This window comes from Myxococcota bacterium (genome assembly GCA_041389495.1).
Taxonomy (GTDB): domain Bacteria; phylum Myxococcota_A; class UBA9160; order UBA9160; family UBA4427; genus JAWKRT01.
This window is the reverse complement of the sequence record JAWKRT010000001.1, coordinates 2,250,817-2,276,894: the sequence shown is the minus strand read 5'-3', so window position 1 is coordinate 2,276,894 and position 26,078 is coordinate 2,250,817. Positions and strand designations below refer to the sequence as shown.

The following is a 26,078-nucleotide window of genomic DNA, read 5'->3' as shown; positions in this document are numbered from 1 at the left end:
GCAGGCTCGCGCTGCCGCATTCGAGTACCGTCGCCGGAATGGCGCACCCGTACTTCGACGTCCCGGTCCCGACGGTCCTCGGACACCGCGGCGCGGCCGGCGATGCGCCCGAGAACACGCTCGCCTCGTTCGCGCTCGGGCTCGAGCTCGGCGCGCACATCCTCGAGAGCGACGTGCACGCGACGCGCGACGGCGTGCCCGTGCTCGTCCACGACCCGGACGTCGGTCGCATCGCCGGGCGGCCCGCGCGCGTGGTCGACCTCGACTGGGTCGAGCTGCGCGCGCTCGACGCGAGCGCGGACTTCGCGGGCGACCTGGACGCGATTCCTCAGACGTTCCGACCGTTTCGCATCCCGACCCTCGAGGAGGCGTTCGAGGCCTTCCCCGGCGCGCGCTTCAACCTCGAGATCAAGTGCGACGCGCCCGGCCTCGTCGAGCGGGTGGTAGAGCTCGTCGGCGCGCACGGGCGCGCGCCGCTCACGCTGCTGGCCGCGGAGCGCGACGAGCGGATGGCGCGCATCCAGGCCGAGGTGGACCGCCGCGGGGTCGACGTCGCGCTCGGCGCGGCGCTCGGCGACGTGCTCGAGTTCGTGCGCACGGCGCTCGCCGGCACGGCGCCGCAGAGCCGCGCGATGGCGCTGCAGATCCCCGTCGACTTCGGCGGCCGCCCGTTCGTGACGCGCGAGCTCGTCGAGCACGCGCACGCCCACGGGCGCTTCGTGCACGCCTGGACCGTGAACGACGAGGACGAGATGCGCCGCCTGCTCGCGCTCGGCGTCGACGGGATCGTGACCGACCGGCCGGGCGTGATGGCCGCGCTGCTGCGCGCGGCTCGCTAGTCGGCGCGCCGCGTGCCGCGCCCTTCCGCACCGGCCTCGGCCTGCGCGATGCGCGCGAGCGCCCAGCGGGCGTGCTCGGCCAGCATCGGGTCGTCGCCGCGCGCGTGGCGCTCGACGAGCGGCGCGAGCGCGCGGTCGCCCGCGTTGCCCGCCGCGACGAGCGCGTTGCGCACGAGCCCCCGCCAGCGCGCCCGCCGCACCGCGCTGTGCCGCGTGACCACCGTGAGCTCGTCCTCGGACACGGCGAGCAGCCAGCCGAGCGTCCCCTCGCACCAGGCCTCGCGGGGCGCGGCCAGTCGCTCGTGCAGCCCGAGCGGGTCGGAGAGCGCCGGGCGCGCGCGCCGGCGGTTCCACGGGCACACGTCCTGACAGACGTCGCAGCCGAAGACGCGGTCGCCGTGCGCGGCGCGCAGCTCGGGCGGGATCGGGCCCGGGTCCTCGATCGTCGTGTAGGCGATGCAGCGGCGCGCATCGAGCACGTAGGGCGCCGCGAAGGCGTCGGTCGGACACGCGTCGAGGCAGGCGCGGCACGTTCCGCAGTGGTCCGGCTCGGGCGTGCCGGGCGCGAGGTCGAGGTCGAGCAGGAGCACCCCGAGCAGCACGTGCGAGCCGAGCCGCGGATGGATGAGGCACGCGTTCTTGCCGATCCAGCCGAGCCCCGCGCGGGCCGCGAGCGCGCGCTCGGCCACCGGTCCGGTGTCGACGTAGGCCTTCGCGCGCACGGAGCGCCCGCACGCGACCTCGATCGCCGCGGCGACGGCGCGCAGACGGTCGAGCAGCACCTCGTGGTAGTCGTCGCCCCGTGCGTAGCGGGCCACGCGCAGCGCGGGCGGCGGGCGCTCGCACCCGTCGTCGCATGCGAGGCCGACGACGAGCGCGCTGCGCGCGCCCTCGAGCACGCGCCGCGGGTCGACGCGCTCCTCGAGGCGCGCCGCCATCCAGCCCATCGAGCCCGCGTAGCCGCGCGCGACCCACTCGCGCAGGCGCTCGGTGTCGGGCCCCGGCTCGACCGGGGCCACGCCCGCGAGGTCGAAGCCGAGCGCGAACGCGATGGAGCAGATGCGCTGCTCGAGGTTCTCGCCAGAAGCGTCCGTCATTCCTCGAGGATCATGCGACACGCGATGCCGTCCGCGCGTCCCGCGCGTCCGGCCAGGCGCGCCGCAGCACGGCGCCCACCGCGAGCAGCGCCAGGCAGCCGAGCACGTACGTCAGCACGCCCGCGGCCTCGTGCCACGAGCCCTCCGTCGCGGCGCGCGAGCCCACGCGCGTCGCCGCGACGATCGTGCCCACCACGCGCACGAGGTTGCCGAGCAGCGCGAGCGGCACCACGGACGCGACGAGCGCGACGCGCCGCCGGGGCGAGCGATCGGTGAAGTACGCGAGCACGACCGCGATCGGGATCAGCGTGACGACCGACGTGATGCCGCTGCACGCCTCGGCGACGAACAGCGCGTCGCCGCCCGGCAGCTCGATCACGTTGCCATCGCGGTACACGGCGAGCCCGAGCGCGCGCGCGATCTCGACGCCGACGTGGCTCACGAGCAGCTGCAGGCGCACGATCACCGGCGCGACCCACGCGTCGGGCAGCGGAATGGCGAAGGCCAGGAAGCCGAGCGGGAAGGCGAGCGCGCGCACCCAGGCCGCCCCGCACCGGAGCCACACGAGCGATGCGACCGCGGCGACGAGCGCGAGCCCGACGAGCGCCGGCCAGCCGGCGCCGAGCCCCGCGGCGTAGGCGACGACGGCGAGCGCGAGCGGCGCGAGCCCGCGCGCGTCGGGGCGCAGCGCGAGCGACCGTCGCGCGCCGGCGATCCCGGCGGCCGCCCACAGCGAGACGAAGGGCACGAGGAAGCCGTGCGTCGACCACTCGTTCGCGCGCCACGCCGCGGCCAGCTCGGGCCACGCCGGCGCGAACGCCGCGAGGAGCGCGATTCCCGGCAGTCCGATGGCGCGCGCGATGCGGAGCATGCTCTCCCCGAGGAGGTGCGGACGCGCCGGCATCGGCAGGTGGAGCCCCGCGCTCGACGCCCGCGCGCGTTCCCGGAGTGGCGGATCGTTCAAGGGATACTGGAACCGTGCCGAAAGCGGGAGCCGGAGGTGGCATTCGTGGCTCCGACTCCGCGCGGGCGCGCGCCCGACGACTTCGCCGACCCGCTCGAGCTGCGCGCCGACCCCCGCATCGCGTCGGACACGCCCGCGCGCGTCTTCACGAGCGACTTCCGCGGCTCCCTCCCGGCCCAGCTCCGCGATCTGAGCGTCCACGGCGCGTGCATCGCGACGGCCTCGCCCTTCGCCTTCAAGTCGATCGAGCGCGTCGAGCTCGCCCTGCCCTCGGGCCCGCTCGCGGTGCGCGCGAGCGGCCGCTGGCAGCGCGACGAGGAGGCCGACGACGTGGTGCTCACGGGCGTCGCGTTCGACGGCATCGAGCCCGAGACGTACGACCGGCTGTGGGAGGCCGTGGTCCACGGCGGACACGTGCTCGCGCGCTTCCTTCTCGAGTGCTGCGACCTCCCCGAGCTCGCGCTCGAGGATGCGATCGGCCTCGCGCAGGTGACGCGGCGGCGCAGCGTCCCGGTCGGCCGCGCGATCTACCGGCAGGGCGACGCCGACGCGGGCACCCACTCGTTCTTCCTCGTCTGGAGCGGCGAGGTCGCCCTCACGCTCCGCATCCGCAACGCGATCGAGCGGGAGACGGCGCGCCTGCAGCGCGGCGGCGCGTTCGGCGGCCTGCCGCTCGTCGCCGGCGCGCCGCACGCGGAGTCGGCGATCGCCGCGACCGACTGCGAGCTGCTCGAGATCGACGCCGGCTCGTTCGCCTATCTGCGCACGGCGCGGCCGTGGCTCGGCCTGCGCATGGGCCAGGTGCTGCTGCGCACCAACGCGCAGCGTCTGCTCCGCGTCCTCGACGAGGCCACGCGCTAGGCTGCGCCGCGCGCGGCGGCTCCGCCGCGCGCGAGGAGCCCGATGGCGCGCATCCGTTTTCCCGACGGCTTCCACTGGGGCGCGGCGACCGCCGCCTACCAGATCGAGGGAGGCTGGCGCGCCGACGGCAAGGGCGAGTCGATCTGGGACCGCTTCGCGCACACGGAAGGTCGCGTGCGCGGCGGCGACACCGGCGACCGCGCGTGCGACTCCTACCACCGGCTGCGCGACGACGTCGCGCTGCTGCGCGCGATGCACTGCACGAGCTACCGCTTCTCGATCGCCTGGCCGCGCCTGCAGCCGAACGGCCGCGGGCGCGCGCAGGACGCGGGCGTCGACTACTACCGGCGGCTCTGCGACGCGCTGCTCGACGCCGGCATCCGTCCGTTCCCGACGCTCTACCACTGGGACCTGCCGCAGGCGCTCGAGGACGCGGGCGGCTGGGCGGTGCGCGACACCGCCTTCCGCTTCGCGGACTACGCGGAGCTCGTCGCGCGCGCGCTCGGCGACCGCGTCGAGTGCTTCTCGCTCCTGAACGAGCCCGCCGTGTTCACGACCTTCGGCTACCTCGTCGGCCTGCACGCGCCCGGGCGGCGCGACGCGGACGCCTTCTGGGCGGCGACGCACGTCGCGAACCTCGCGCAGGCCGAGGGCTTCCGCGCGATGAAGGCGACACTTCCCGCCGCGCGCATCGGCAGCGCGTTCAGCTTCTCGCCGTGCGAGCCGGCGGGCGACGCCGAGGCCGACGCGGCGGCGGCCGAGCGGTGGCACCGCTTCGCGAACGAGTGGTTCGTGCGGCCGGCCCTGGACGGCGCCTACCCCGCCCTGTTCCCCGTCGAGGAGCTGCTGCCGCGGCTGCGCGCCCGTCCCGACGACCTCGCGCGCCTCGCCGTACCGCTCGACTTCGTGGGCGCCAACGTCTACGTCCGCACGCGCGTCGCGGCCGTCGACGGCGGACCGCTCGGGATCGACGCCGCGCCCGCCATCGCGCCCAGCGCGGGCGACGGGCCGCGCACGGACTTCGGCTGGGAGGTGTGGCCGGACGCGCTGCGCGACGTGCTCGTGTGGCTGACGCGCGCGTTCACGCGCGACGGCGCGAAGCCCGTCCTCGAGGTCACCGAGAGCGGCTGCAGCTACGCGGACGGGCCCGACGCGGAGGGCCACATCCGCGACGAGCGCCGCATCGACTACCACCGTGCGTACCTCGAGGCCGTGCACCGCGCGATCGAGGCCGGCGCCGACGTGCGCGGCTATCACGCGTGGTCGCTGCTCGACAACTTCGAGTGGAGCGAGGGATACGCCCAGCGCTTCGGCCTCGCGTGGGTCGACTTCGAGACGGGCGAACGAACGCTCAAGGACTCGGGCCGCTGGTACGCAGAGGTCGCGGCGACGGGTGGGTTCGACACCTGAGCCCGGCCGCGGGCCACTCCCGGAAGGCCGGCGGCGCGGCAGGCACGGAAGGACACGGTGCAGGATCGACTCGTCTTCCTGATCGGCTCGATGCGCTCGGGCTCGACGATGCTCGCGCGCATGCTCGGCGCGCACCCGGCCATCCACTCGCCCGCGGAGCCCCACCTCGTCACGCCGCTCGCCCATCTCGGCTACTACGAGAAGGTCGAGAAGGCGGCCTACGAGCCGCACATCACGCAGCAGGCGATGCGCGAGATCGTGCGCGCGCTCCCGCGCGGCGAGGACGACTACCTCGACGCGATGCGCGCGCTCACCGACACGCTCTACGAGCGGCTGCTCGCGCCGACCGGCCGCACCCACCTGCTCGACAAGACGCCCGCCTACGCCCTCGTCCTCGACTTCCTCGCGAAGCTCTACCCGCGCGCGAAGTACGTCGTGCTGACGCGCCACCCGATGGCCGTCTGGTCGAGCTACGTCGAGTCGTTCTTCGACGGCGACCACGAGGCCGCCCACCGCCACAACCCGATGCTCGAGCGCTACGTGCCGCCGATCGCGCGCTTCCTGCGCGAGCGGCCCGTGCCGCTCGTGCACGTGCGCTACGAGGAGCTCGTGCGCGACCCCGAAGCGCAGGCGCGCCGGATCTGCGAGCACCTCGAGCTGCCCTTCGAGCCCGGGATGATCGAGTACGGCGAGCAGGAGGGCGGCCGCACGCGAACGGCGCGCGGGCTCGGCGACCCCATCCAGGCCGGCAAGGAGAGTCGCCCGACGACGAAGTCGCTGGCGAAGTGGGCCCGGGAGCTCGCCGGGCAGACGGCGAAGATCGAGCAGTGCGAGCAGATCCTCGGGCGCCTGTACGACGAGGACCTCGCGACCTGGGGCTTCGAGCGCGCCGCGATCGCCGCCGAGCTCGCCGCCATCCCGCGCGAGGGCGGCGCGGTGCGGCGCAAGCCGCTCGACGCGCACACGCTCGAGCGGCGCCTGCTCGTGTGGCTGCGCCGCGACATCCACCGCAACGCGCTCGGGCGGCTCGTGCGCAAGGTGCGCGACGCGTGCGACGTGCTCCTGCGGTAGCGCCGCGCGCCGTGCTATAACGAGCCGCCATGACCCACGACGTGCACCGCGACGGTTCGTCCCTGGCGCTCCCGTCCAAGCTGGCCGCTGGCGCCTCCGGGCTCCTCGGCGAGCGCTACGAGCGCCCGGGCTTCGAGGTGATCCCGCTCGACTGCGAGATCTCCTCCTACGCCCCCGACGGCGACGACCGCCCGCTCTTCTGATCCTGGGGAGTCCACCGGGCGCGCGCGCCCGTAGGCTTCCCGAGGTCGCACTCCGACGCGCCCACGAACGCGGCAGGTCGCCCTGCGACTGCCAGTCAATCGGTTCCGCTCGCCTGCCGATGACCCGCGCATGGCCAGCGGACCCGAGCTCCGGTGGGATTCGATGCTGACGCGCCTCTGGCACGGACTCCGCGAAGCGACGCGCCGCTACTTCGTCGCCGGCCTGCTCGCCTTCGCCCCGCTCGCCATCACCTTCTGGGCCATCTCCTGGGCCGTGAAGTGGCTCGACAACCTGCTCCTGCCGCGGCTCGTCGGATGGATCTTCCCGAGCGTCGCGGAGGCGCCGCACCTTCCGCCGTTCGTGGGCGCGCTCTTCACGTTCGGCGTGATCCTGCTCGCCGGCGTCTTCGTGCGGCACTTCTTCGGCCACCAGATCGTGCGCCTCAGCGAGCAGGTGCTCGAGCGCGTGCCGGTCGCGCGCAGCATCTACGCCGCCGTCAAGCAGCTCTTCGAGGCCGTGTTCCGCTCCGAGGAGACCGCGCGCAACTTCAACCGCGTCGTGCTCGTCGAGTACCCGCGCAAGGGCGTCTACGCGCTCGCGTTCACCACCGGCCCGGCCGAGGGTGCGCTGGCGGATGCGGTCGGCGACGGATACCTGAACGTCTTCGTTCCGACGACGCCGAACCCGACGTCGGGCTTCTTCCTGCTCGCGCGGCGCGAGGAGATCGTCGAGATCGACCTGCCCGTCGAGGAGGCCTTCAAGGTGATCATGTCGGCGGGCATCGTGCAGCCGCCGTCGCGGTCGCGGAGGGTCGCGACGCTCTCGCCCGAGGTCGTCGCGCGCGCCGTCGGCGACTGAGGCGCGCCGCCTAGCGACGCGCGACGTCGCTCGCGGCGGGGATCGCGCGCCGGCCGGACGCGGCCGGAGAGAGCGCGGAGCGCGGCTCGCGCGGCCGCGGATCCGGAGCATCGGACGCGCTCGCGCCCGCCGCCTCGGGAGCGGGCTCGCCGGCGGCCGCGCTGCCACCCCCCGGCGCGTCGGCCGCGAGTCGCGATGCGAGCGCCTGGATGCGCGGGTGCGCGACGAGCCCGAACGTGTTGCCCGACTCGAGCATCGCGAGGATCTCCGGGTCGCGCGCGAGCGCCTGGATCTCCGGGTCCTGCTTGATGCCCTTGATCCGGGCCCCCACGACGTCGAGCACGACGCGCAGCTCGTCCCGGAAGGCGTTCGAATCCCCGGCCGCCGCCGCGCTCACGAAGCCGAGGTCGGCGAAGGTGGCTCGCATCTCGGGGTCGTGGGCGATCCGGTAGAAGCTCATGCGGTTGAGCGCGCGCTCGCTGGCGCCGTTCTCGACCAGCGTCCAGAAGAACGCGTCCTCCTGCACGGCGCGCACGCGCGGGTCGTCGAGCAGCGTCTGCACGGCGCGCAGCCGCTCGCCGGGCCGCGCCGCGACGCGCGCGATCACGCGCGACGCCGGGTCGTCGCCGAGCGCGCCCTCGACCACCTGCTCGACCGCCACCTCGGTGAGCCCCGCGGCGAGCGACCCCTCGGCCGAGGGCAGCGCCGCGAGCGGACCGTCGGGCGCGACCTCGCGCGCCGCGGCCGCGAACATCCCGAGCCAGGCGAGCAGCGCGGCGAGCACCGCGCCGCGAAGGCCGCCGAAGACGGCGCCGCCCACGCGGTCGAGGCCCGAGCGCGGGAGCCCGCCCCGCCGCTCGGCATCCCAGCGCTTCGCGAAGAAGCCCGCGACGCCGACCAGGACGAGCGCCGCCACGAAGCCCGCCGTGCCGGCGACGAGCGGGCCGAGCGCCGGCGCGACCCCGAGCCCGCGCGCGGCGGCCTCGCCGCCGCGCAGCGCCGCCTGGAAGCCCGCGACGTAGCCGATCGCGAGGCCCGCGAGGCTCGTGAAGGAGGCGATGGCGCCGCGCCAGGCGCCGATCGCGACGAAGACGGCGAGCAGAGCGACGAGCGCGAGGTCGAAGAGCATGCGCCCGCATCGGATGCCGCGCGGGCACGCTGAAGCCGCTCGCCGCCGGCCGCGACGACGAGGGCGGAGGGCGCGGCGGTCGTCCTTCGCGCGAGCCCCGGCCGACCGACCGGACGCTAGTCGCGCCCCCTGCCCGCGTCGTCCGGCGCCGCGGCCCCGAGCCGCTCAGCGACGAGCTCGGCCGCGACCTCGGCGGGCGCTCGCCCCTCTCCTTCGACGGCGTCGTTCATCCGCCGCATCCGCTCCGCGTCGATCGCGCCGTCGAGCCGCGCGAGCGCCGCGAGCACGGCGGGCTCCTCGCGCGCGAGACGCGCGCTCGCGAGCACGATCGCGTCGTAGGGCGGAATCACGCCCTTCTCGTCGCGGAGCACGCGGAGCCCGAGCGAGGCGATCCGGCCGTCGGTCGAGTACGCGCTGATCGCGTCGACCTCGCCCTGGACGAGCGCGGGCACCATGAGCGAGGCGTCCATCGCGCGTCGCTGGCGAAGGCGGATGTCGTAGCGCGCGACGAGGGCGCGCCACTCCTCCCGCCCGAAGAACTCGTAGTCGCCCGCCATGGCGAGCGCGGGGGAGTGCCGGGCGAAGTCGCCGATCGTCTCGATCCCGAGCTCGCGCGCGCGCGCCTCGCGCATCGCGATCGCATAGGTGTTCTCGAAGCCGAGCGCGGCGGCGACGCGCACGCCGTAGTCGCGCGCGAGCCGCGCGCGAACCTGCGCGAGCACGTCGCCGCGATCGGACGGGAGCCCGGGCTCGTGGAACACGGTCGCCCAGATCGTGCCGGAGTAGTCCACGTACACGTCGATCGCGTCATCGCGGAGCGCATCGAAGGCGACCGTCGATCCGAGCGACTCGACCGCGCGCGTCGGGCGCCCCGTCTCGCGCTCGATCCACTGCGCGAGCACCGCTGCGAGCACGTACTGCTCGGTGAACGACTTCGCGCCGATCGCGATCGCGCGGCGCGGCGCGCGTGCCCCATCGACGCCTCGCACGGCGAGCGGCGCGATCGCGATCGCGACGAGCGCCGCGAGCGCGGCGCCCGCGAGTGCGACGCGCGCGCGGCTGCGCTCCGCGACGCCTCGCTCGAGCGCGCGCACGATCCCGTCGAGCACGAGCGCGAGCGCGGCAGCCGCCGCGCTCCCGGCGACGACCGAGCCGAAGCTCCGCGTCTGCAGTCCCGCGAAGATCAGGTTGCCGAGGCTCGCCGCGCCGACGGGCGTCGCGAGCGTCGCGGTGCCGACGATCCAGACCGTCGCCGTCCGCACGCCGGCCACGATCACGGGGAGCGCGAGCGGAAGCTCGACGCGCACGAGACTCTGCCGCGGCGTCATGCCGACGCCGAGCGCGGCCTCGCGCAGCGCCGGATCGACGCCGCGCAGCCCGGCCACCGTGTTGCGCAGCATCGGGAGCAGCCCGTAGAGCGTGAGCGCCAGCGCCGCGGGAAGGAATCCGATGCTCGGGAGCGCGAAGCCGAGCGCGCGCTCGGTGGCACCGCTCGCGACCGCGAGCAGCGGCACCATGAGCGCGAGCAGCGCGAGGCTCGGCACGGTCTGGAGGACGCCGGCGGTCCCGAGCGCGAGCGCCTCGGTGCGCGCGCGACGCGACGCGACGACGCCGAGCGGGATGGCGATCGCGGCGCCGAGCCCGAGCGCGACGAGCACGAGCTGCAGGTGCGCGAGGGCGAGCCCCGGCAGCTCGGCCCACGGCCCGCTCACGCGGAGCCCGGGCGCGCGGCGGCGGCCCGCAGCGCCTCGATGCGCGCGAGCTGACGCTCGGGTGTCGAGAGCAGCTCGGCCACGCGATCGCTGCCCGGCGCCGCGAGCAGCTCGGCGGGCGTGCCGACGCGCACGAGCCGCCCCGCGTCGAGCACCGCGATGCGATCCGCGAGCAGCAGCGCCTCGCCCATGTCGTGCGTGACGAACACGATCGTGAGCGCGAGCTCGTCGCGGATCGCCGCGAGCTCCTGCTGCAGGTGGTCGCGCGTGATCGGGTCGAGCGCGCCGAACGGCTCGTCGAGCAGCAGCACTTCGGGCTCTGCGGCGAGCGCGCGCGCGAGGCCCACGCGCTGACGCTGCCCGCCCGAGAGCTCCGCCGGATCGCGGTCGCGGAACTCGCGCGGCGGGAGCCGCACCAGCTCGAGCAGCGCATCGACCCGCGCCGCGATGCGCCCGGCGTCCCAGCCGAGGAGCCGCGGCGTGACCGCGACGTTCTCTCCGACGGTCATGTGCGGAAAGAGGCCGACGCGCTGGAAGCCGTAGCCGATGCGCCGCCGCAGCTCGTGCGCCGGCACCTGCGACGCGTCGCGACCGGCGACGTGCACGCTCCCCGCGGTCGGCTCCACGAGCCGGTTGATCATCTTGAGCGTCGTCGTCTTGCCGCAGCCCGACGCGCCGATCAGCACCACGAGCTCGCGCGCCGCGACGTCGAGGTCGATGCCGTCGACCACCGCGCGTCCGCCGTAGTGCCGCGCCAGGCCGCGGAGCGCGATCACGGCCCGCGCTCCGCGAGCACGAGCCGCTCGATCTCGAACACGTGCGCGTCGTCGGCCCCGAGCGCGCGCAGCGCGGCCGCGAGCTCGAGCACGTAGTCGACGTTCGCGCCCGACGGGCCTCGCGCCGCGCGCACCTCGCGCGCGATCGACGCGGCGTCGGCCGGGCCGAGGTAGTTCGGGTTCGCGGGCGTCGCGGCGTAGGCGAGCGCGCGCACGGAGGCGCAGCGCGCGGGCGGGGGCGCGGCCAGGTGGGCGTCGACCGCGAAGCGCGCATAGCCGCCGCGCTCGCGGTGGTCGAGCGCCTCCAGCACCGCGGCCTCGAGCCCCGAGGCGACGCGGAACGCGCGCCCCACGCAGTGGGCCCCCGACTCGGGCACGAGGGTCACGACGCGCCCCGGCGCACCCGGCACGCCGCGGTGGTCGGTCGAGCCCTGCCAGAAGGCGCGCCGGTAGCCCTCGATGCGCGCGGGGTGGCTCTCCGCGAACGCGAAGTCGGGCCGCCAGACGAGCGAGCCGTAGCCGAAGATCCAGAGCGGGTCGGGCGACGTCACGCGCGCGCCTCGGCGGGCGGCTCGTAGCCGATCGCGACGATCTCGAACGCGGCCTCGCCCTTCGGCCGGCGCACGACGACCTCGTCGCCGACGGCGCGCCCGAGCAGCGCGCGCCCGATCGGCGAGTCCATGCTCACGAAGCCGCGCGCCGCGTCGAACTCGTCGGGGCCGACGATGCGGTACACGCGCTCCTCGCCGTCGTCGTCCTCGAGCGTCACCCACGCGCCGAAGAACACGCGATCGCGACGCGCGGGAGGAGCGTCGACGACCGTCAGCTCGTCGAGCCGCTTCTGCAGGAAGCGGACGCGCCGGTCGATCTCGCGCAGCCGCTTCTTGCCGTAGATGTACTCCGCGTTCTCGGAGCGGTCGCCGTGCGCGGCGGCGACCTGCACCTCGCGCGTCACACGCGGTCGCTCGATGCGCCAGAGCCGGTCGAGCTCGGCCGCGAGCGCGGCGCGCCCTTCGCGCGTGATGTAGTGGCCCTTGCCCGCCATCGTCGACGCTCCCTCGCGGGCCGCTAGGCTCGTCGCTCGCTCGGCGCCGCGCAAGCCGTGCGAGCGGCGCACTCCGCACGCGAACCGCAGCGAGCGCGCCCGCCGGCCGCGCTATGCTGCGCGCCCATGTCCGACGACTCCGACGATCGCGACCTCCGCGCCGACGGCGCGCTCGACGACGACGCCAGCGACGACGACGCCGACGAGCCGTCGCCGACGCCGTTCGACCACCCGCTCTTCCTGCCCGCCCTCTTCGTCGCGTTCGCGCTGTGGTTCGGCTACGACGGCTGGTTCAACCCGCACATCGAGTCCGTCCAGTTCAACCGCATCATGTTCGGCGTCTGGGTCGTGGGCGCGCTGTGGTTCGGGCGCAAGGGCTGGCTGGAGCTGCGCGAGGACCGCGAGCGCGCCGCCTCCGCCTCCCGCGGCGAGACCGCCGACTAGCATCGTGGACGAGATCGACCTGCGCGTCCGGCGCGACGTCGACACCTTCGGCTGGCACGTCGCGAAGATCGCGGGCGACGACGCCGCGCCGCCGTGGGCGTTCTCGATCGGGCTCGAGGAGCGCTTCGCCCACCCCGAGGTCGTCGTGTTCGGAATGGAGCTCGACGTGCTCCACCGGCTCGTCAACCACGTCGGCGACGAAGTGCGGCGCGGCCGCGTGTTCGTCGACGGCGAGCGCGCGGAGCGCGTGCTCGCGCACCACCCGCCCGTCTTCCGCAGCGTCCGCCCGTGCTGGCACGAGGCCTTCCTCGGCAACGCCGGCTGGTTCTACCGCGGGCGCCCGTTCCGCGCGCTGCAGTGCTTCTGGCCGGACGCGAACGGTGCGCTGCCGTGGGAGCCGGGCTTCGACGCGGCCTGGCAGGGACGCCAGCCCTTCCTGTTCGAGGAGGACGAGGCGCGCGCGCTCGGGCCCGGGCTTGCCGCCGTGCTGCGCGCCGAGGGCGCGCTCTAGCGCGCAGCCCCCGGCCGCGCGGCGGGCAGCGCTCGGGCCGACACACGCCGCGGCGACCGGACGCCGCGAAGCGCGCGATGCATCGCGCCGAGCGCTCCGGTCGGCTCGCGCGTCGGCCGATACGGGCCGCGTGTCGGACCCCGCCGCAGAGCAGGACGAGACCGGCCCCGGAAGCCGGACGCGCACCGTCGCGAGCCCCCACGTCGACTCGGGGGCGCGGGCGGTCCGCCCGGAGCCCCGCCGCCGACGACCCCGCCCGGCGCGCGAGGAGACGGGCGCGCGGCCGCAGCCCGGCGACGTCCTGCACGCGGACTTCCGCTACCAGATCGTGCGTCGACTCGGCCGCGGCGGCTTCGGCTCCGTCTACATGGCGCGGTGCCTCGATGCGGGCGAGCCCGGAGCGCCGCCCGCCCACGTCGCGATCAAGGTGCTCGGCTCGAGCCGCGACCCGCGCGCCGCGAGCGCGCTCAAGCGAGAGCTCGCGGCGCTGCTCGCGATCGAGGACGATCGCATCCCCAAGGTCTACGACTGGAGCCTCGATGGCGAGAACGCGTTCGTCGCGATGCAGTACTTCGCCGCCGGGAGCCTCGCCGACGCGTGGCCCTTCCTCGACCACCGCGACGAGCAGCAGGTCTGGCGCCTGATCACCGACCTGCTGCAGGCGCTCTCCGCCGCGCACCGCGCGGGCATCCTCCACCTCGACCTCAAGCCCTCCAACGTGCTGCTCGACGGCGACGGCGGCTTCGTGCTCACGGACTTCGGCGTCTCCCAGGCGGCGCGCATGTCGAAGGGCCTGCTGCACCAGGGCAAGGTCGCCGTCGGCCTCGGCACGCACGGCTATCGCGCGCCCGAGCAGGACAAGCTCTCGCTCAAGGACTTCGACCTGCGAACGGACCTGTGGGGCGTCGGCGCGACGGCGTGGGCGCTCTACACGGGCATCGATCTGAACAAGCGGCAGGAAGTGCTGCGACGCGCCGAGGACGGCTACGTCTACGGTCTCCCGCTGCTCTCGGACGTCGCGATCTCCTGCCCGCCGCCGCTCGAGGAGGTCGTGATGAGCCTCCTCTTCATCGATCCCGACCGCAGGCCCGGCGGCGCCTCGCAGGTGCTCGCGCAGGTGCGCGCGATCGCGAGCGGCTTCGGCCTCGACTCGCAGACGGTCGCGTCCGCGCGCCGCTCCGCCACCGACCCGACGCAGGTGCAGGCCGTGATCGACGCGATCGTCGACCCGCTGTGGTCGTCGATCTCCAAGGCGCCCGGCTTCGACCGCTACTTCGCGAAGTACGAGGACGGCGAGGTCCTCGCGAGCCACGTCGACGGCGGCTTCCACACGTTCCTGCTGCTGTCGGGAACGGTCGAGGTCGTGCGCAACGACGCGGTCGTCGACATCGAGGACCGCGAGGGCGCGATGCTGTGCGCGATCTCGACGCTGACGGGCGCGCCGCGCGAGCTCACGCTGCGCGCGCGCGGAACGGTCTGGACCTGCGTGTTCAACGAAGCCGAGCTCGAGCAGCTCATCACGTGCAACTCGTCGGTCGCCGTGCGCATGCTCCGGCAGCTCGCGAAGCGCGTGGCGTCGGGCCCGCCCCGCCACGGAAGCGCTGCCGACTGACGCACCGAGCGGGCTGCGGCTCGCTCAGGGCTCGATCGACGCGGGCGTCGCCGCCCCGTCGTGCGACGGCATCGGCGCGGGCGGCTCGGCGCCCGCGACCGCGCGCGAGGGCGCGGGCGCGGCGATTGCGGCGGGCGCCGCCGGCGCGATCGCCGTCGGCTCCGCGTCGGGCTCGCCGGTGCTCCCGCGCGAAGGGTCGACCGGCGCGTGCGCGACGGGCGGCGGCGTCGCGCGCGCCGACTCGAGGCTCGCGATCTTGCGCTTCCACTCGGCGCGCTCGCGTTCGAGGTAGCCGACGCGCTTCTGCGCCTTGTCGAGCTCGCGCTCGGCCGCGCGCTTCGCGTCGACCGCCTCGTCGCGCGCCGCCTCGAGCGACGCGAGCGACGAGGCGTCGGGCTGCGCGTCGAGCTCGGTGCGCAGCGACGCGAGCGTCGCCTCGAGCTCCTCCACGTGCTCCTCCTTCGCGAGGAGCGCGGACTCGAGCCGCTCGATCTTGCGCATCTCCACGGTGTGGAGCGGGATGTAGGAGTAGAGGAAGGAGGCCGCGCCGCCGGTCGCCGCGGTCGCGACGAAGAAGAGTGGATAGGTGATCACGAGCCGGCGCCAGTGCAGCAAGCGTCCGCGAAGTCGTCCCACGCGAGCCTTCCCTTCCCCGTCCGTCGCCGCGCGCCGACGGCGCGCGCGTCTCGCACGTTCGCGAGCGACGGCGCGCGTCAGCGCCGGCGCTCGTACACCACGACGGGGGGGCCGCCGCGAGCCGACCGGAACCGGTGCTCGCCCGGCTCCTCGCGGTTCTCGAACGCGGTATCGGTAAACGGGAGCTCGATCTTTCGGAAGGCGCCGAGATCGATGCGCGCCTCGATGAATCGCCGCACGCGCCCGTCGCGGTCGGGATGCACGACGGTGCTCCGGATCACGACCCAGTCGGGCGGTGCATCGACGAGCGCGCGGTCGAGGTCCTCGCCGGTGAGCCCGCCGACGACGCGCAGACCGGTGTAGAGCTTGAGCGGCATGTCTCCGTAGGTGATCCACACCACGTCGCTCGGGCGCGCGTGCGCGCGGAGGAAGGTGACGAGCCCCGCGATCGGGCCATCGATGTCGTGCGTGAGCTCGCGGGCGAAGGACGCGAGCGGCTGCAGCGCGAGGAAGGCGACGACCGCCGCACCGGCGAGCGCGCGGTGGGTGCGCGCGAGCGCGGCGCACGCGAGCCCGAACCCGACGGCGACGAGCGGAAGCAGCGGCGCCGCGTAGCGGAAGAACGGGCCCGGCGCGACGACGGCGAGCACCGCGAGCGTCGCGAGCGCGGGCCCCACCACGAGCGCGACGCCCTCGCCTCCGAGCGCGCGCGCCGCTCGCGCGGGGCCGCCGCGCGCGAGCGCGAGGAGCACCGCGCCCGCGCCCGCGGCGAGCCACGCGAGTCCCGACGTGTAGGCGAGCAACCGTCGCGCGAAGACGGCCGCGTTCGCGACCCACGTCGCCGGGCTCCGCATCGCCTCGACGTAGCTTCCCGGGTACTCCATGCCCGCTTGCCAGACGATCCACGGCAGGCAGACGGCGAGCGCCGCCGCCGCAGGCACGGCGAGCCGCCGCCACTGCGCGCGGTGGAAGTACGCGGCATGGAGCGCGAGCGCCGCGAGGAGCGGCGGCACGTACACGTAGTGCGCGTGGAAGAGCGCGACGAGCGCCGCGCCGAGTGCGACAGCGCCCGCGCGGCGGCCGCGCATCGCGTGCACGTACCCGAGCAGCGCGGCCGCGAACGCGAACGTGGCGAGCGAGTAGTAGCGGCACTGGCGCGACAGCACCCAGTGCGGAACGAGCCCGAGCAGCGCGACGCCCGTGCAGCACGCCGCCGTTCGCCCGCGGTGCAGGGCGCGCGCGAGCGCGACCGCGACGGGGAGGACGGCCAGGCCGAGTAGCGCCGCCGGGAGTCGCGCGGCGGTCGTCGTCTCCCCGAGCAGCGCGAACGACGCAGCGACCAGATAGAAATGGAGCCACGTGTGCCAGCGCCAGCGCCCGTGCTCGTCGACCTCGACGCCGAGCTCCTGCGAGAGCGAGTTCGCGCCGTCGAACCCGTGCGGGATGCCGGTGGCGAGCGTCGTGCGCGCGAGCAGCGCGGACTGCGCCTCGTCCTGCCAGAGCAGCTGCCCGTCGAGGTTCGCGAGCGCGAGCCACGCGCCGAGCCCGAGCGCGGCCAGCGGGCCGAACGCGCGGCGCCATCGGGCCGCGTTCGCGCCGAGCCGGGCACGTCCGGTGCCGCGCGCACCCCGCGCTCCATTGGGCGACACCTCGAACGTCGCGCCGCCCATCATCGGAGCGGCCGGATCGATCGGAGCCATCGGAGCCGTTCGGCCGGCTTCGCCGTGCAAGGAGTCTCCGCCACCGCGCACGCCGACGCGGGCGACCGTGGGAGTCGGCGGGTGATAGCATAGTCGCGGTGCGCGAACGGATGCCGAGTCGCGGTGGGCAGCGAGGCGATGCGCAGCGACCGGCCACCGACGCGGTGCCGACGCCGCTCTCGCCGGTGCCGCGCTGGGAACGCGTCGCAGTCGCCGCCGCGCTCGCCTATCTCGCCGCACGCCTCCTCTTCCTCGCGACGCACGTCGACCCCTCCCTGCCCCCCGACGAAGTCACGCACGCCGGCTTCGCGCGCTACCAGGCGGGCGCCCTCCTCCTGCGCGCGGACGGCGAGGGCTCCTACGCGCTCGGCCTCGTGTCGCACCGCCCGTGGCTGAACACGTGGATGCTCGCGCGCTGGCTCGCGCTGCGGCCCGGCGAGCTCGTGTCGGACCTCGTCTGGATGCGCTTCGCCAACGCGGCGATGGCGATCGCGACCGCGCTCGCCGCCTGGGCGTTCGCGCGGCGCGCCGGGCTCGAGGCCGGCGCCCGCGTGCTCGCGATCGTGCTGCTGACCAACGTCCCGATGTGGAGCTTCCTCGCAGCGTCGGCGAGCTACGACAATCTCGCGACGCTGCTCGCGACGGCGGCCTTCGCGCTGCTCGCGCGCTGGATCGACACGCACCGCGCGCGCGACGGGCTCCGCCTCGCGGCCACCTGCGCGGCAGGCGTGCTGACGAAGTCCGCCCTGCTCCCGCTCGCCGCGCTCCTCGGCGCCGCGAGCCTCGCCGCGCGCCGCGCCGCCGCGCCGCGCGCGCTGCTCGCCGCGCTCGCATCGCCGCGCTCGCTCGGCGCGCGCGGACTCGCGCTCGCCGGGCTCGCCGCGGGGCTCGTGGCGCTCGCCGCCGCGCTCTACGGAGGCAACCTCGTCCGCTACGGCGTGCTCGAGCCCGCGGCGAACCAGGTGCTCCCGCTCGAGGCCGCACTCGAGAACCGCATCTTCCGCCAGGAGCACGTGCTGCGGAGCTTCCGCGCCGGCGCCATCGACTTCCGCCAGGCCGCGCGCGAGATCGAGGCGATCGAGCACGCGGGCGACCGCGCGGGCGCGATGTGGATGCTGCGCCGCGCGCTCGAGCTGCGTCGCGGCGAGGGCGAGCCGCTCGTCGGTCGCCTTCGTTATGCGGCGACCTGGACTGCGCTGATGGCCGAGCGCGTCTTCGGCGTGATGGGACATCGCGCGCTCTACAAGGAAGGAGGGCTCGCGGCGACCTACGGCGCCGTGGCGCTCGCCGCCTTCGCGGCGCTCGCCGCGCGCTTCCGCCACCTCTCCCTCCACCTCCGGATCGGCGCGCTCGTCGCCCTCGCCTACGCGCTCGTCCTCATGCAGCTCGTCAACTATCCCGTCTACCGGGCGACCGGCCTCGCGGTCGAGGCCGTGCAGGGGCGCTACCTCTTCCCCGTGCTGGCTCCGCTGCTCGCGGCACTCGTCGCGGGCGCGCGCGATGCGCTGCCCGTGCGCGCGCGCACGCCCGTCGCCGTCGCGGTCGCCGCACTGTTCGTGCTCGGCGACTTCCCGTACTTCCTGCTCCGCGCCGGCCCGGAGTGGTTCGGCTCACCGTAGCGACGCGTCGCGCGCGGGGACCCAGACGCGCACGAAGCGACCTTCGGAGGCGAGCCGCCACTCGCCGCTCCGCGCGAGCGCGGCATCGAGCGCGGCGGCGTCGGTGCGGTAGCGCTTCGCCGCCTCCTCGAGACGCGCCGGGTCCATCGTCAGCGGTGCGCCGGTCGCGTGCTTCCACTCCTCGACCAGGTCGACGTGCACGATCGCGGCGTCCGCGCCGCCGAGATCGAGCGCGTCGCCGCGCGCGCGCGCCACCGTCGCGAAGCGCACGCCGGGCGCGTGGAACGTCCAGAACCCGGTCGCCGTCCGCACGCGCGCACCGTGGATCGCCTGATAGTCCGCGGGAAGCGCGAGCGGCCACTCGAGCACCCAGGGGATCTCGACGACCGTCATCGAGGCGTCGACGCGGGCGTAGCCCTCCGGAAGCGCGTCGCGCACGAGCGCGTACGGCGCCGGTGCGAGGCCCGACGGCCGGCTCGTGTAGGCGTTCTCGCGCGCGTAGTCGGTGACGAGCGGACCGAGAGCCGCCATCCCGGCGATCGCCGCGCCCGTCGCGGCGGCGGCGGCGAGCGGGCTCGCGAGCGCGCGCGCGGCGCGATCGAGACCGACCGCCACGAGCACGAGCAGTCCGGGCAGCGCGGCGATCGCATAACGAGCGATCACGAGAGGGTCGTCGCCGCCATAGGGCGCGATCCACGCGAACGCGCCGAGCTGCGCGGCGAACGCGCCGATCGCGACGCCTGCGAGCGCGGGTGTGCGCCGCAGGCTCGTCGCCGCGCCGAGCGCGGCGAGCCCGAAGAAGGCGACGACGGCCGGCGCTGCGGCTCCATCGCCGATCGCGGCGCGGACGCCGGCCGTCGCGCGCGCCGCGACCCACCAGGCCGTCCACGACGCGGGGGCCGCGGCGCCCTTCGCGCGCGCGAACGCGAGCAGCGCGGGGAGAGCGGGTGCGACGAGCAGCGCGCCGATGCCTGCGGCCGTGGCGAGCGCGATGCGCGAGGCGCGCCGGCCGTCCGCACCCGCGCGTGCGCGGAGCCCGGGTGCCGCGCCGAGCCAGAGCGCGAGCCCGAGCGCCGGCGCGGCGGCGGCGTTCCACCAGACGCCGAGGGCACACGCCGCGCCGAGCGCCACCGCGGCGCGCGTCGACGCCTCGCGGCGGAGCGCGTCGGCGGCGAGCAACGCCACTGCGCCGCAGAGCGCGACCAGCGCATAGGGACGCGCGACCCGCGCGTACATCACGAGCAGTGGACACAGCGCGGCGAGCCATGCGCCCGCGACGCCGGCCCCTGCCCCCGCCGCGCGCCGCGCCGCGAGCCCGACGAGCGCGACGACGGCCACGCTCGCGAGCCACATCGGGGCGCGCAGCGTCCACTCGTCGACGCCGACGGTCGTCGCCAGCAGCCGCACCCACAGGGCGAGCGGGCTCGAGAAGTCCGAGAGCGGATCCTCGGGAAGCGTGTTGTGCAGGAAGAGGTAGGCCAGGTCGAGATCGGGGCGGAGCCCGGCGCGGAGCGCGTGGAACTCGTCGTCGATCGGCACCTGTGCGCCGAGCCCGAGCGCGCGCAGCGCCGCTCCCGTCGCGGTCGCCGCCGCGATTCCGGCGAGCCCGCGGCTCGCGCGCGCGCTCATCCCGCGAGGTAGCCGCCGTTGATGACGAGCATCTGGCCCGTGACCCAGCCGGCCTCGTCCGAGGCGAGGTACACGACGCCGGCCGCGACGTCGTCGGGCGTTCCGATCCGCCCCATCGCGTAGGCGCGTTCGACACCGCGTCCTGCGATCACCTCGGGCGGCACCGTGTCGATCAGCCCGAGGGCGATCGTGTTCGCGGTGACGCCGTAGCGGCCGACCTCCTTCGCGATCGTGCGCGTGAGCGCGTCGACCGCGGCCTTCGCCGCGCCGTACACCGAGGAGCCGACGTGGCCGACGCGGCCCGCGTCGGACGTGATCGAGACGACGCGGCCGAAGCCGCGCGCGCACATGCCGCGCAGCGCGATGTGCGTGCAGGCGAGCGCGCCCTCGAAGTTCATCGCCATGTAGCCCGGCCAGACGTCCGGCGGCGTCTCGAGGAAGGGCGCCGGCATGCGGCGCCCCGGGCTTCCGCCCGCGTTGTTCACGAGGATGTCGATCGGGCCGAGCTCGACCTCGGCCGCCGCCATCGCGGCCTCGGCCGCCGCGTAGTCGGCGACGTCGAACGGGGCGGCCACGGCGCGGCCCGCCGCGTCGCGGATCGCGGCGGCCGACGCCTCGGCCGTCCGCGGATCGACGTCGTTCACCACGACTGCGGCGCCGCGCCGGGCGAGCGTCGCCGCGATGCCCGCACCGATGCCGCGTCCCGCTCCGGTCACGAGCGCGACGCGCCCCGAGAGATCGAACATCCGCCCGCCTCCTCGCCGTCGCCGCGGCCCCTCCGTCGGGCGCGCGGCGCGGAGCGGATCCTACGCGAGGCGGGCGGACCGCGACGAGGGGGCGGACCGCGCGCGGTCGCTCACTCGAGCGACCGCGCGGCGCCCGCCGAGGCGGCGGCGACCGTGACGACGCGGCGCGTGTCGAGCAGGACGTCGATGCGCCGATTGAGCGCGCGCCCCTCCGCCGTCGTGTTCGGGGCCAGCGGGTCGGCGGCGCCGCGACCGACCGCCACGATGCGGTAGCTCGGGAGAGCGTGGTTCGCGACGAGATACGCGCGCACCGCCCGCGCGCGCTCGCGCGAGAGACGCTCGTTCAGCGCCGCGCCGCCCGTCGCGTCCGTGTGTCCCTCGATCGTGACCGAGGGGCTCCCGAACATCCGGATCACGCGCTGCACCTTCGCGAGCAGCGCGTAGGCCTCGGGCTCGATCTGCGCCTCGCCGACCGCGAAGTCGAGCGCGCGCAGCCGGATCACGAGCTGCCCGTCCTGCCGGTAGACCTCGGCCTCGTCCGGCTCGAAGCGATCGCGCGCGCGCTCGAAGAGCGCGTCGAGCTCCTGCTCGCGCGCGAGCGCGCGGTTGCGCCCGCCGAGCTGCGCCACCTCTTCGCGCGACGCGGCGAGCTCCTCGCGGAGCCTCGCGTTCTGGTCGACGACGAAATCGCGATCGCGGCGCAGCGACGCGACCGACGACTCGATCGCGTTGCGCCGCTCGTCCATCGGGACGTCGCGCAGGTCGGGGAGACCGAGGCGCTCGCCGAGCTGGCGCAGGTACTGCTCCTGCGCGAGCACCGTCGCCTCCGCGCTCCGTTCCTCGACGCCGCGCGCTGCGCGGCCGAGCGCGAGCGCGCGGCGCGCGTGGAAGGCCGCGACCTCCGCGCGCTGCTGCATCGCGGCGTCCGCATGGCGGTGGTACTCGATGAAAGCGGACGATTCGTCGAGCTCCGCCGCCGCCAGCGCCTCCGCTTCGGGCACGCGCTCGCGCGCGCCCTCCTCCCGCGCGCGCTCGAGGGTGCGCCGCGCGTCGCCGAGCGTGCGCTCCTCGATGGCGCGGAGCTCGAGCGCGTTGTAGCGGGACGCGAGCGCGTCGCGCGATGCGCGGGCTCGGCCCACGTCGCCGTCCTCGATCGCGCGCGCGAGCTCGCGGAGCCGCGACTCGGCCGCCTCGAAGGGCTCGCCGAGCCGGTACGCGCCGGCGCGCAGCGCGCGCGAGCGCGCGTTCCAGGCCGGCGCGAGCGTCGTGCGCGCGATGTCGGCGGATGCCTCCGCCGCGTCGAGCGCCGCGTCGCCGACCGCCACCTGGTGGAGGATGGCCGCGACGTCCTCGCCCTCGCGCCGCAGCGAGCTCGCGCGCTCGAGCGCCGACTGCGCGTGATCCATGCCGGCCGGTGCGAGCACGTCGATCTCGCGACTCCGCGCCGCCGACAGGTCGAGCGCGAGCTGCGTGATCCGGTTGCCCGGATCGGCCGTGAGCGGAATCGGCTCGACGTCGAGCGACGACGTCGCACACGCGAGTCCGAGTGCGACCGCGACCGATGTCGCGACGAGCGAGCCGCGTCGCGCGGCCGGCACCGGCCGCGCGCGAGCAAGGGTTCGTGCGTGCATGTCTCCTCCTCCGATCTGGTCGTCGCGTGATCGCGCCGCGGGCCCTCTCACGACGCGGCGGACTCTCCGTCGTCGCCCGCGAGCGCCGCCGTCACCTCGCGCCGCGCCTCGGCCATCTCGTCGAGGGCGTCGGACACGCGGCTGCGCGCCGCATCCCATCCGTCCGCACCCGCTTCGCGCAGCTCGCCCATCTCGTCGGCGAGCGCGTCGCGCGCGCGCTGTGCGCGGTCGATCGCCGGCTCGAGACGCCCGCGCGCATCGTCGGGCAGGCCGGCGAGCTCGCGCCGCGCCTCGTCGATCTGGCGGGCGGCATCGTCGACCGCGTGCTGCGCGCGCGCGACGAGCTCCTCCCGCTGCGCCGCGACGTAGCTCGCCGCCGCATCGACGGCCTCGCGCGCCTCCTCCTGCACGTGCTCGGCGGACGCATCGGACGCGTCGCGCGCGTCTCCTCCGCAGCCCAGGAGCAGTGCGGTGCCCGTCGCGATCGCACTCGCTGCGGTCGTCGTCATTCGTGTCATTCGTTCCTCCCTGTCGGTGCGAGGGTGCGAGCGGTGCGAGCGGTGCGAGGGTGCGAGCGGTGCGAGGGTGCGAGCGGTGCGAGGGTGCGAGCGCATGGACGCGCTTGCCGCGCGAGTGCGCAGATGCGCTCCCGGTGCGAGCGCGGGCCGCGCCTCGCGACGCCTCCCGCGCACCCGATCCCCGCGTCACCGCTCGGCGCGCAGCGCGGCGATCAGCTCGTCCTTGCGCATCGTCGAGCGACCCTCGATCTCGCGATCGGCGGCGAGCGCGTAGAGCTCGTCGCGCGTCCGCTCCTCGTAGGGGCGCGTGTCCGTGTCGTCGCTGCCCGGGGTGGCGCTCCGGGCCGCCTGCTTCGCGTCGTCGGCGAGCCTGCGCGCCTCGCGCCGGCCCTTCTCGAACGCGCTCCCGGCGCGGTCGACCGCCTCGTCGACGGTCTCGATCGCGCGGTCGGCAGCGAGCGCCGTCCCGCCGATCGCGAAGTCCGCGGCCGTCTTCGCGGCGCGTCGCACCGCGCCCTCGTCCCGATCCTTCGATGCCATCTGTCGAACCTCCTTCCGACGAGAGCCCGCGAGGACGACCGCGCGCGTCGTCGCGCGCGCCGACCGCCACGGGCGTTCTCGTTCGCTCGATGGAGTGGAAGAGCAAGGTCCGTGCCGCCGCGCACGACGTCGCATCGCAGGGCGGCAAGGGCCGGCGCGCGCCGCGGGGCGCGAGGCGTGTCGATTGTACGAACGACGCCTCGCCGGCGGCCGCGCGACTCAGACGACCGGCCGCCCCGGACGCCTGCCTGCGATGAGCGAGATCACGAAGGCGACCAGGAACACGAAGAAGAGCACCTTCGCGATGCCTGCGGCCGTGCCCGCGATGCCGGTGAAGCCGAGCGTCGCGGCGATCAGGGCCACGATGAAGAACGTCAGGGACCAGGAGAGCATGCGCGTCACCTCCGTGTGTGCGGACTCCGTTGCGGAGCCTTCGGGTCGGGAGATGCGAGTCACGTGCCAGCTGCGGTCGCGCGTGCGACGGCACGTCGCTTGCTGCTGTCTCGAGGCCGAAGCGTCGGCCGAGAAGGAGCGCGTGGCGCAGCCGCACCGCGCGCGGAGTGCCGACCCGCACCCGGAGGAGAAGAACGTGAGATTCGAGATCCCGCCCCTTCCCTACGCGAAGAACGCGCTCGAGCCGCACATCGGCGCCGAGACGCTCGACCTCCACTACGAGAAGCATCACAAGGGCTACCTCGCGAAGCTGCGCAAGGCGATCGAAGGCACGCCGGACGCCGAGCAGAGCCTGGCCGCGCTCGTGCGCAAGAGCTCGGGCGACGTGTTCAACAACGCCGCGCAGGTGTGGAACCACGACTTCTACTGGCTGAGCCTCAAGCCGGGAGGCGGCGGCGCTCCGTCCGGCGAGCTGCTCGAGGTGATCGAGGGCTCGTTCGGATCGCTCGGCGATTTCCGCACCGCGTTCGCCGAAGCCGCGAACGGCGAGTTCGGGTCCGGCTGGGCGTGGCTCGTGAAGGACGCCTCGGGCGCGCTCGCGGTCGTCCACAGCTCCGACGCCGAGAACCCGCTCCAGCGCGACCTCGTCCCGCTGCTGACGCTCGACGTCTGGGAGCACGCCTACTATCTCGACTACCGCAACGAGCGCGCGCGCTACGTCGACGCGTTCCTCGACCACCTCCTCAACTGGGACTTCGTCGCGAACAACCTCGCCTCCGAGTCCACGCCCGGCCGCGCGGCGGGCGCGCGCGGTCGGTGACCGCGCCGTGACGACGCAGGCCACCGACCGACGCACGTGCGCGCACGAGGCGTGCGGCTGCGCCGCACCGGAGGGCGCGGGCTACTGCAGCGGCTACTGCAGCAACGTCGACGCCGACGACTCGCCCGACGCGGCGCTCGCCGCGTGCGCGTGCGGTCACGCGGCGTGCGCGGAGTCGCAGCGCGTTCCCGCCTCGGGCCGCGCGGTCGTGACCGCCCTCGGCGGCGGCCCCGGGCGCAACGCGGGCGGCGATGCGGGAGACCCGAGTGACGGCGCCTGACGCCCCGCGTGCGCAGCGCCCGTCGCCTCGCACCGCAAGCGAGGCAATGCGCGTCGTGCTCGTCGGGTGGAACGTGCACGCGTGGGTCGGCGACGACGGGCGCCGCGACCCTCGGCGCGCCCTCGGCGCCCTGCGCGCCTTCGACGCCGACGTCGCCGCGCTCCAGGAGGTCGACGGCCCCGACCGCCGTCTCGCCAGCGAACCGGGCGGTGCCCGCAATCCCGGCAGACGCAACGTCGCGCGCGACGACGCGGGATGCGAAGCCGGATGCGGGTTTCGTCGCCATTGCAGCTGCGACTGGGAGCGCCTGGCGTCGGCGGCTGGCTACCGAAGCGTGCACGGTCCGACCCTAGACACTGGATTCGGCAACGCCCTGCTCGTCCGTCGCCCGATCGAGATCGCACATCTCGAGAGACTCGACCTCTCCGTGCTCCCGCGCGAGCCGCGCGGTGCGATCGACGCGCGACTCGCGCTCGACGGCGGCGACTCGCTGCGCGTCGTGGCGACGCACCTCGGCCTGCGCAGCTCGGAGCGCCGCCACCAGGCGCGCCAGCTCGCGCGGCACCTCGAGGCGACCGACACCGGCGGGCCGATCGTGCTCCTCGGCGACTTCAACGACTGGACGCCGTGGGCCGGCCAGCTCGCGCCGCTCGCGCGCATCGCCGGCCCGCTGTCGCGCGTCGCGACCTTTCCCAGCCGGCGGCCGATCCTCCCGCTCGATCGCGCCGCGTGCCGTCTCCCGCGGGCGTGCGCCGCCTCGATCACCGCGCTTCGGATGTCGTCGGTGCGCGGGATCTCCGACCACCTGCCGCTGCGCGTCGCGCTCGGGTCGGCCGCCCGGACCGCGCCGTGCGCCAAGCGGGGTCGAGCGCGGAGAGCAAACCAGTGAATGGAACGAACCACCGCGCGGCGACCGCGGGAAAGATGGAGCGCGAGACGAGGCTCGAACTCGCGACCCTCAGCTTGGGAAGCTGATGCTCTACCAACTGAGCTACTCGCGCGCCGGCCCGAGGTTGGCACCGGGCGCGCGGGT

The 26,078-nt window shown here is 75.3% G+C and carries 28 protein-coding genes and 1 tRNA gene; 13 read left to right on the top strand and 16 right to left on the bottom strand.

The window, feature by feature from the left end:
- Positions 1-38: 38 nt before the first annotated feature.
- Positions 39-839 (top strand): glycerophosphodiester phosphodiesterase family protein, encoded by an 801-nt coding sequence (locus tag R3E88_10105; protein MEZ4216816.1) that lies wholly within the window; start codon positions 39-41, stop codon positions 837-839.
- On the opposite strand, the gene queG is transcribed toward R3E88_10105, so the two are convergent.
- A complete protein-coding gene (gene queG / locus R3E88_10100) occupies positions 836-1,936 on the bottom strand; it encodes a tRNA epoxyqueuosine(34) reductase QueG (GenBank protein ID MEZ4216815.1) in 1,101 nt (366 codons plus the stop codon). The two genes, R3E88_10105 and queG, sit on opposite strands and share 4 nt — an antisense overlap.
- Before the next feature lie 10 nt (positions 1,937-1,946).
- Entirely contained in the window at positions 1,947-2,807 is an 861-nt protein-coding gene (locus R3E88_10095; GenBank protein MEZ4216814.1) for an exosortase/archaeosortase family protein, read from the bottom strand.
- 138 nt (positions 2,808-2,945) lie between these two features.
- Here R3E88_10095 and R3E88_10090 point away from each other — a divergent pair, with 138 nt between their 5' ends.
- From R3E88_10090 to R3E88_10070, 5 genes are all read left to right on the top strand, one after another.
- The gene (locus tag R3E88_10090; GenBank protein ID MEZ4216813.1) at positions 2,946-3,761 is read left to right on the top strand and encodes a cyclic nucleotide-binding domain-containing protein; all 816 of its coding nucleotides are present in this window, start codon (positions 2,946-2,948) and stop codon (positions 3,759-3,761) included.
- Between the two features lie 42 nt (positions 3,762-3,803).
- Entirely contained in the window at positions 3,804-5,171 is a 1,368-nt protein-coding gene (locus R3E88_10085; GenBank protein ID MEZ4216812.1) for a GH1 family beta-glucosidase, read from the top strand.
- A gap of 57 nt (positions 5,172-5,228) precedes the next feature.
- A complete protein-coding gene (locus tag R3E88_10080; protein ID MEZ4216811.1) occupies positions 5,229-6,242 on the top strand; it encodes a sulfotransferase in 1,014 nt (337 codons plus the stop codon).
- A gap of 29 nt (positions 6,243-6,271) precedes the next feature.
- Positions 6,272-6,445 carry a hypothetical protein gene (locus tag R3E88_10075; GenBank protein MEZ4216810.1) on the top strand — a complete coding sequence of 58 codons (174 nt, stop codon included), beginning with the start codon at positions 6,272-6,274 and terminating at the stop codon, positions 6,443-6,445.
- A gap of 130 nt (positions 6,446-6,575) precedes the next feature.
- Entirely contained in the window at positions 6,576-7,304 is a 729-nt protein-coding gene (locus tag R3E88_10070) for a DUF502 domain-containing protein (GenBank protein MEZ4216809.1), read from the top strand.
- A gap of 10 nt (positions 7,305-7,314) precedes the next feature.
- Here R3E88_10070 and R3E88_10065 read toward each other — a convergent pair whose 3' ends face one another.
- The 5 genes from R3E88_10065 to greB form a co-directional block, all read right to left on the bottom strand.
- Positions 7,315-8,433 carry a CvpA family protein gene (locus R3E88_10065; GenBank protein MEZ4216808.1) on the bottom strand — a complete coding sequence of 373 codons (1,119 nt, stop codon included), beginning with the start codon at positions 8,431-8,433 and terminating at the stop codon, positions 7,315-7,317.
- Positions 8,434-8,549: 116 nt separating this feature from the next.
- Positions 8,550-10,145 (bottom strand): ABC transporter permease/substrate-binding protein, encoded by a 1,596-nt coding sequence (locus R3E88_10060; protein MEZ4216807.1) that lies wholly within the window; start codon positions 10,143-10,145, stop codon positions 8,550-8,552.
- Positions 10,142-10,921 (bottom strand): ABC transporter ATP-binding protein, encoded by a 780-nt coding sequence (locus R3E88_10055; GenBank protein ID MEZ4216806.1) that lies wholly within the window; start codon positions 10,919-10,921, stop codon positions 10,142-10,144. The genes R3E88_10060 and R3E88_10055 overlap by 4 nt, the downstream gene beginning before the upstream one ends.
- Positions 10,918-11,472 carry a gamma-glutamylcyclotransferase gene (locus R3E88_10050; GenBank protein ID MEZ4216805.1) on the bottom strand — a complete coding sequence of 185 codons (555 nt, stop codon included), beginning with the start codon at positions 11,470-11,472 and terminating at the stop codon, positions 10,918-10,920. Before R3E88_10050 ends, R3E88_10055 begins: the two co-directional genes overlap by 4 nt.
- Entirely contained in the window at positions 11,469-11,966 is a 498-nt protein-coding gene (gene greB, locus R3E88_10045; GenBank protein ID MEZ4216804.1) for a transcription elongation factor GreB, read from the bottom strand. Before greB ends, R3E88_10050 begins: the two co-directional genes overlap by 4 nt.
- Before the next feature lie 126 nt (positions 11,967-12,092).
- Here greB and R3E88_10040 point away from each other — a divergent pair, with 126 nt between their 5' ends.
- The 3 genes from R3E88_10040 (at position 12,093) to R3E88_10030 (ending at position 14,533) form a co-directional block, all read left to right on the top strand.
- Positions 12,093-12,410, top strand: coding sequence for a hypothetical protein (locus R3E88_10040; protein ID MEZ4216803.1), 318 nt, complete (start codon positions 12,093-12,095; stop codon positions 12,408-12,410).
- Between the two features lie 4 nt (positions 12,411-12,414).
- Positions 12,415-12,921: a DUF4262 domain-containing protein gene (locus R3E88_10035; protein MEZ4216802.1), complete on the top strand. Its 507-nt coding sequence runs from the start codon at positions 12,415-12,417 to the stop codon at positions 12,919-12,921.
- 130 nt (positions 12,922-13,051) lie between these two features.
- Positions 13,052-14,533, top strand: a complete 1,482-nt coding sequence (locus R3E88_10030) for a protein kinase (GenBank protein MEZ4216801.1) — start codon at positions 13,052-13,054, stop codon at positions 14,531-14,533.
- A gap of 24 nt (positions 14,534-14,557) precedes the next feature.
- Here R3E88_10030 and R3E88_10025 read toward each other — a convergent pair whose 3' ends face one another.
- Positions 14,558-15,169, bottom strand: a complete 612-nt coding sequence (locus tag R3E88_10025) for a hypothetical protein (GenBank protein ID MEZ4216800.1) — start codon at positions 15,167-15,169, stop codon at positions 14,558-14,560.
- Positions 15,170-15,246: 77 nt separating this feature from the next.
- Positions 15,247-16,869 (bottom strand): hypothetical protein, encoded by a 1,623-nt coding sequence (locus R3E88_10020; GenBank protein MEZ4216799.1) that lies wholly within the window; start codon positions 16,867-16,869, stop codon positions 15,247-15,249.
- Positions 16,870-16,979: 110 nt separating this feature from the next.
- Here R3E88_10020 and R3E88_10015 point away from each other — a divergent pair, with 110 nt between their 5' ends.
- Positions 16,980-18,488, top strand: a complete 1,509-nt coding sequence (locus tag R3E88_10015; protein MEZ4216798.1) for a hypothetical protein — start codon at positions 16,980-16,982, stop codon at positions 18,486-18,488.
- Here the strand turns inward: R3E88_10015 and R3E88_10010 are convergent.
- From R3E88_10010 to R3E88_09985, 6 genes are all read right to left on the bottom strand, one after another.
- Positions 18,480-20,117 carry a hypothetical protein gene (locus tag R3E88_10010; protein ID MEZ4216797.1) on the bottom strand — a complete coding sequence of 546 codons (1,638 nt, stop codon included), beginning with the start codon at positions 20,115-20,117 and terminating at the stop codon, positions 18,480-18,482. The genes R3E88_10015 and R3E88_10010 overlap by 9 nt on opposite strands.
- Positions 20,114-20,863: an SDR family oxidoreductase gene (locus tag R3E88_10005; GenBank protein ID MEZ4216796.1), complete on the bottom strand. Its 750-nt coding sequence runs from the start codon at positions 20,861-20,863 to the stop codon at positions 20,114-20,116. The genes R3E88_10010 and R3E88_10005 overlap by 4 nt, the downstream gene beginning before the upstream one ends.
- A 110-nt stretch (positions 20,864-20,973) precedes the next feature.
- Complete coding sequence (locus tag R3E88_10000) at positions 20,974-22,494, bottom strand: OmpA family protein (protein MEZ4216795.1); 1,521 nt, start codon at positions 22,492-22,494, stop codon at positions 20,974-20,976.
- Positions 22,495-22,541: 47 nt separating this feature from the next.
- Positions 22,542-23,003: a hypothetical protein gene (locus R3E88_09995; GenBank protein ID MEZ4216794.1), complete on the bottom strand. Its 462-nt coding sequence runs from the start codon at positions 23,001-23,003 to the stop codon at positions 22,542-22,544.
- A gap of 195 nt (positions 23,004-23,198) precedes the next feature.
- Entirely contained in the window at positions 23,199-23,453 is a 255-nt protein-coding gene (locus tag R3E88_09990; GenBank protein MEZ4216793.1) for a Rho termination factor N-terminal domain-containing protein, read from the bottom strand.
- A gap of 318 nt (positions 23,454-23,771) precedes the next feature.
- Positions 23,772-23,945, bottom strand: coding sequence for a DUF1328 domain-containing protein (locus R3E88_09985; protein MEZ4216792.1), 174 nt, complete (start codon positions 23,943-23,945; stop codon positions 23,772-23,774).
- Between the two features lie 196 nt (positions 23,946-24,141).
- On the opposite strand from R3E88_09985, the gene R3E88_09980 reads away from it, so the two are divergent.
- Genes R3E88_09980 through R3E88_09970 form a run of 3 tightly spaced genes read left to right on the top strand, consistent with a single transcriptional unit; the run spans position 24,142 to position 25,934 of the window.
- Positions 24,142-24,765, top strand: coding sequence for a superoxide dismutase (locus R3E88_09980; GenBank protein MEZ4216791.1), 624 nt, complete (start codon positions 24,142-24,144; stop codon positions 24,763-24,765).
- Between the two features lie 7 nt (positions 24,766-24,772).
- Positions 24,773-25,045 (top strand): hypothetical protein, encoded by a 273-nt coding sequence (locus R3E88_09975; GenBank protein MEZ4216790.1) that lies wholly within the window; start codon positions 24,773-24,775, stop codon positions 25,043-25,045.
- On the top strand, positions 25,017-25,934 hold the full coding sequence (locus R3E88_09970; protein MEZ4216789.1) for an endonuclease/exonuclease/phosphatase family protein: 918 nt from the start codon (positions 25,017-25,019) through the stop codon (positions 25,932-25,934). The genes R3E88_09975 and R3E88_09970 overlap by 29 nt, the downstream gene beginning before the upstream one ends.
- 36 nt (positions 25,935-25,970) lie before the next feature.
- On the opposite strand, the gene R3E88_09965 is transcribed toward R3E88_09970, so the two are convergent.
- A tRNA-Gly gene (locus R3E88_09965) sits at positions 25,971-26,046 on the bottom strand.
- Positions 26,047-26,078 lie beyond the last annotated feature (32 nt).

Coding starts and splice junctions, on each gene's coding strand:
- R3E88_10105 (MEZ4216816.1), top strand. CDS start 39: ATGGCGCACCCGTACTTCGACGTCCCGGTCCCGACGGTCCTCGGACAC.
- queG (MEZ4216815.1), bottom strand. CDS start 1,936: ATGACGGACGCTTCTGGCGAGAACCTCGAGCAGCGCATCTGCTCCATC.
- R3E88_10095 (MEZ4216814.1), bottom strand. CDS start 2,807: ATGCTCCGCATCGCGCGCGCCATCGGACTGCCGGGAATCGCGCTCCTC.
- R3E88_10085 (MEZ4216812.1), top strand. CDS start 3,804: ATGGCGCGCATCCGTTTTCCCGACGGCTTCCACTGGGGCGCGGCGACC.
- R3E88_10075 (MEZ4216810.1), top strand. CDS start 6,272: ATGACCCACGACGTGCACCGCGACGGTTCGTCCCTGGCGCTCCCGTCC.
- R3E88_10070 (MEZ4216809.1), top strand. CDS start 6,576: ATGGCCAGCGGACCCGAGCTCCGGTGGGATTCGATGCTGACGCGCCTC.
- R3E88_10065 (MEZ4216808.1), bottom strand. CDS start 8,433: ATGCTCTTCGACCTCGCGCTCGTCGCTCTGCTCGCCGTCTTCGTCGCG.
- greB (MEZ4216804.1), bottom strand. CDS start 11,966: ATGGCGGGCAAGGGCCACTACATCACGCGCGAAGGGCGCGCCGCGCTC.
- R3E88_10040 (MEZ4216803.1), top strand. CDS start 12,093: ATGTCCGACGACTCCGACGATCGCGACCTCCGCGCCGACGGCGCGCTC.
- R3E88_10020 (MEZ4216799.1), bottom strand. CDS start 16,869: ATGGCTCCGATCGATCCGGCCGCTCCGATGATGGGCGGCGCGACGTTC.
- R3E88_10015 (MEZ4216798.1), top strand. CDS start 16,980: ATGCCGAGTCGCGGTGGGCAGCGAGGCGATGCGCAGCGACCGGCCACC.
- R3E88_10010 (MEZ4216797.1), bottom strand. CDS start 20,117: ATGAGCGCGCGCGCGAGCCGCGGGCTCGCCGGAATCGCGGCGGCGACC.
- R3E88_10005 (MEZ4216796.1), bottom strand. CDS start 20,863: ATGTTCGATCTCTCGGGGCGCGTCGCGCTCGTGACCGGAGCGGGACGC.
- R3E88_10000 (MEZ4216795.1), bottom strand. CDS start 22,494: ATGCACGCACGAACCCTTGCTCGCGCGCGGCCGGTGCCGGCCGCGCGA.
- R3E88_09995 (MEZ4216794.1), bottom strand. CDS start 23,003: ATGACGACGACCGCAGCGAGTGCGATCGCGACGGGCACCGCACTGCTC.
- R3E88_09985 (MEZ4216792.1), bottom strand. CDS start 23,945: ATGCTCTCCTGGTCCCTGACGTTCTTCATCGTGGCCCTGATCGCCGCG.
- R3E88_09970 (MEZ4216789.1), top strand. CDS start 25,017: ATGCGGGAGACCCGAGTGACGGCGCCTGACGCCCCGCGTGCGCAGCGC.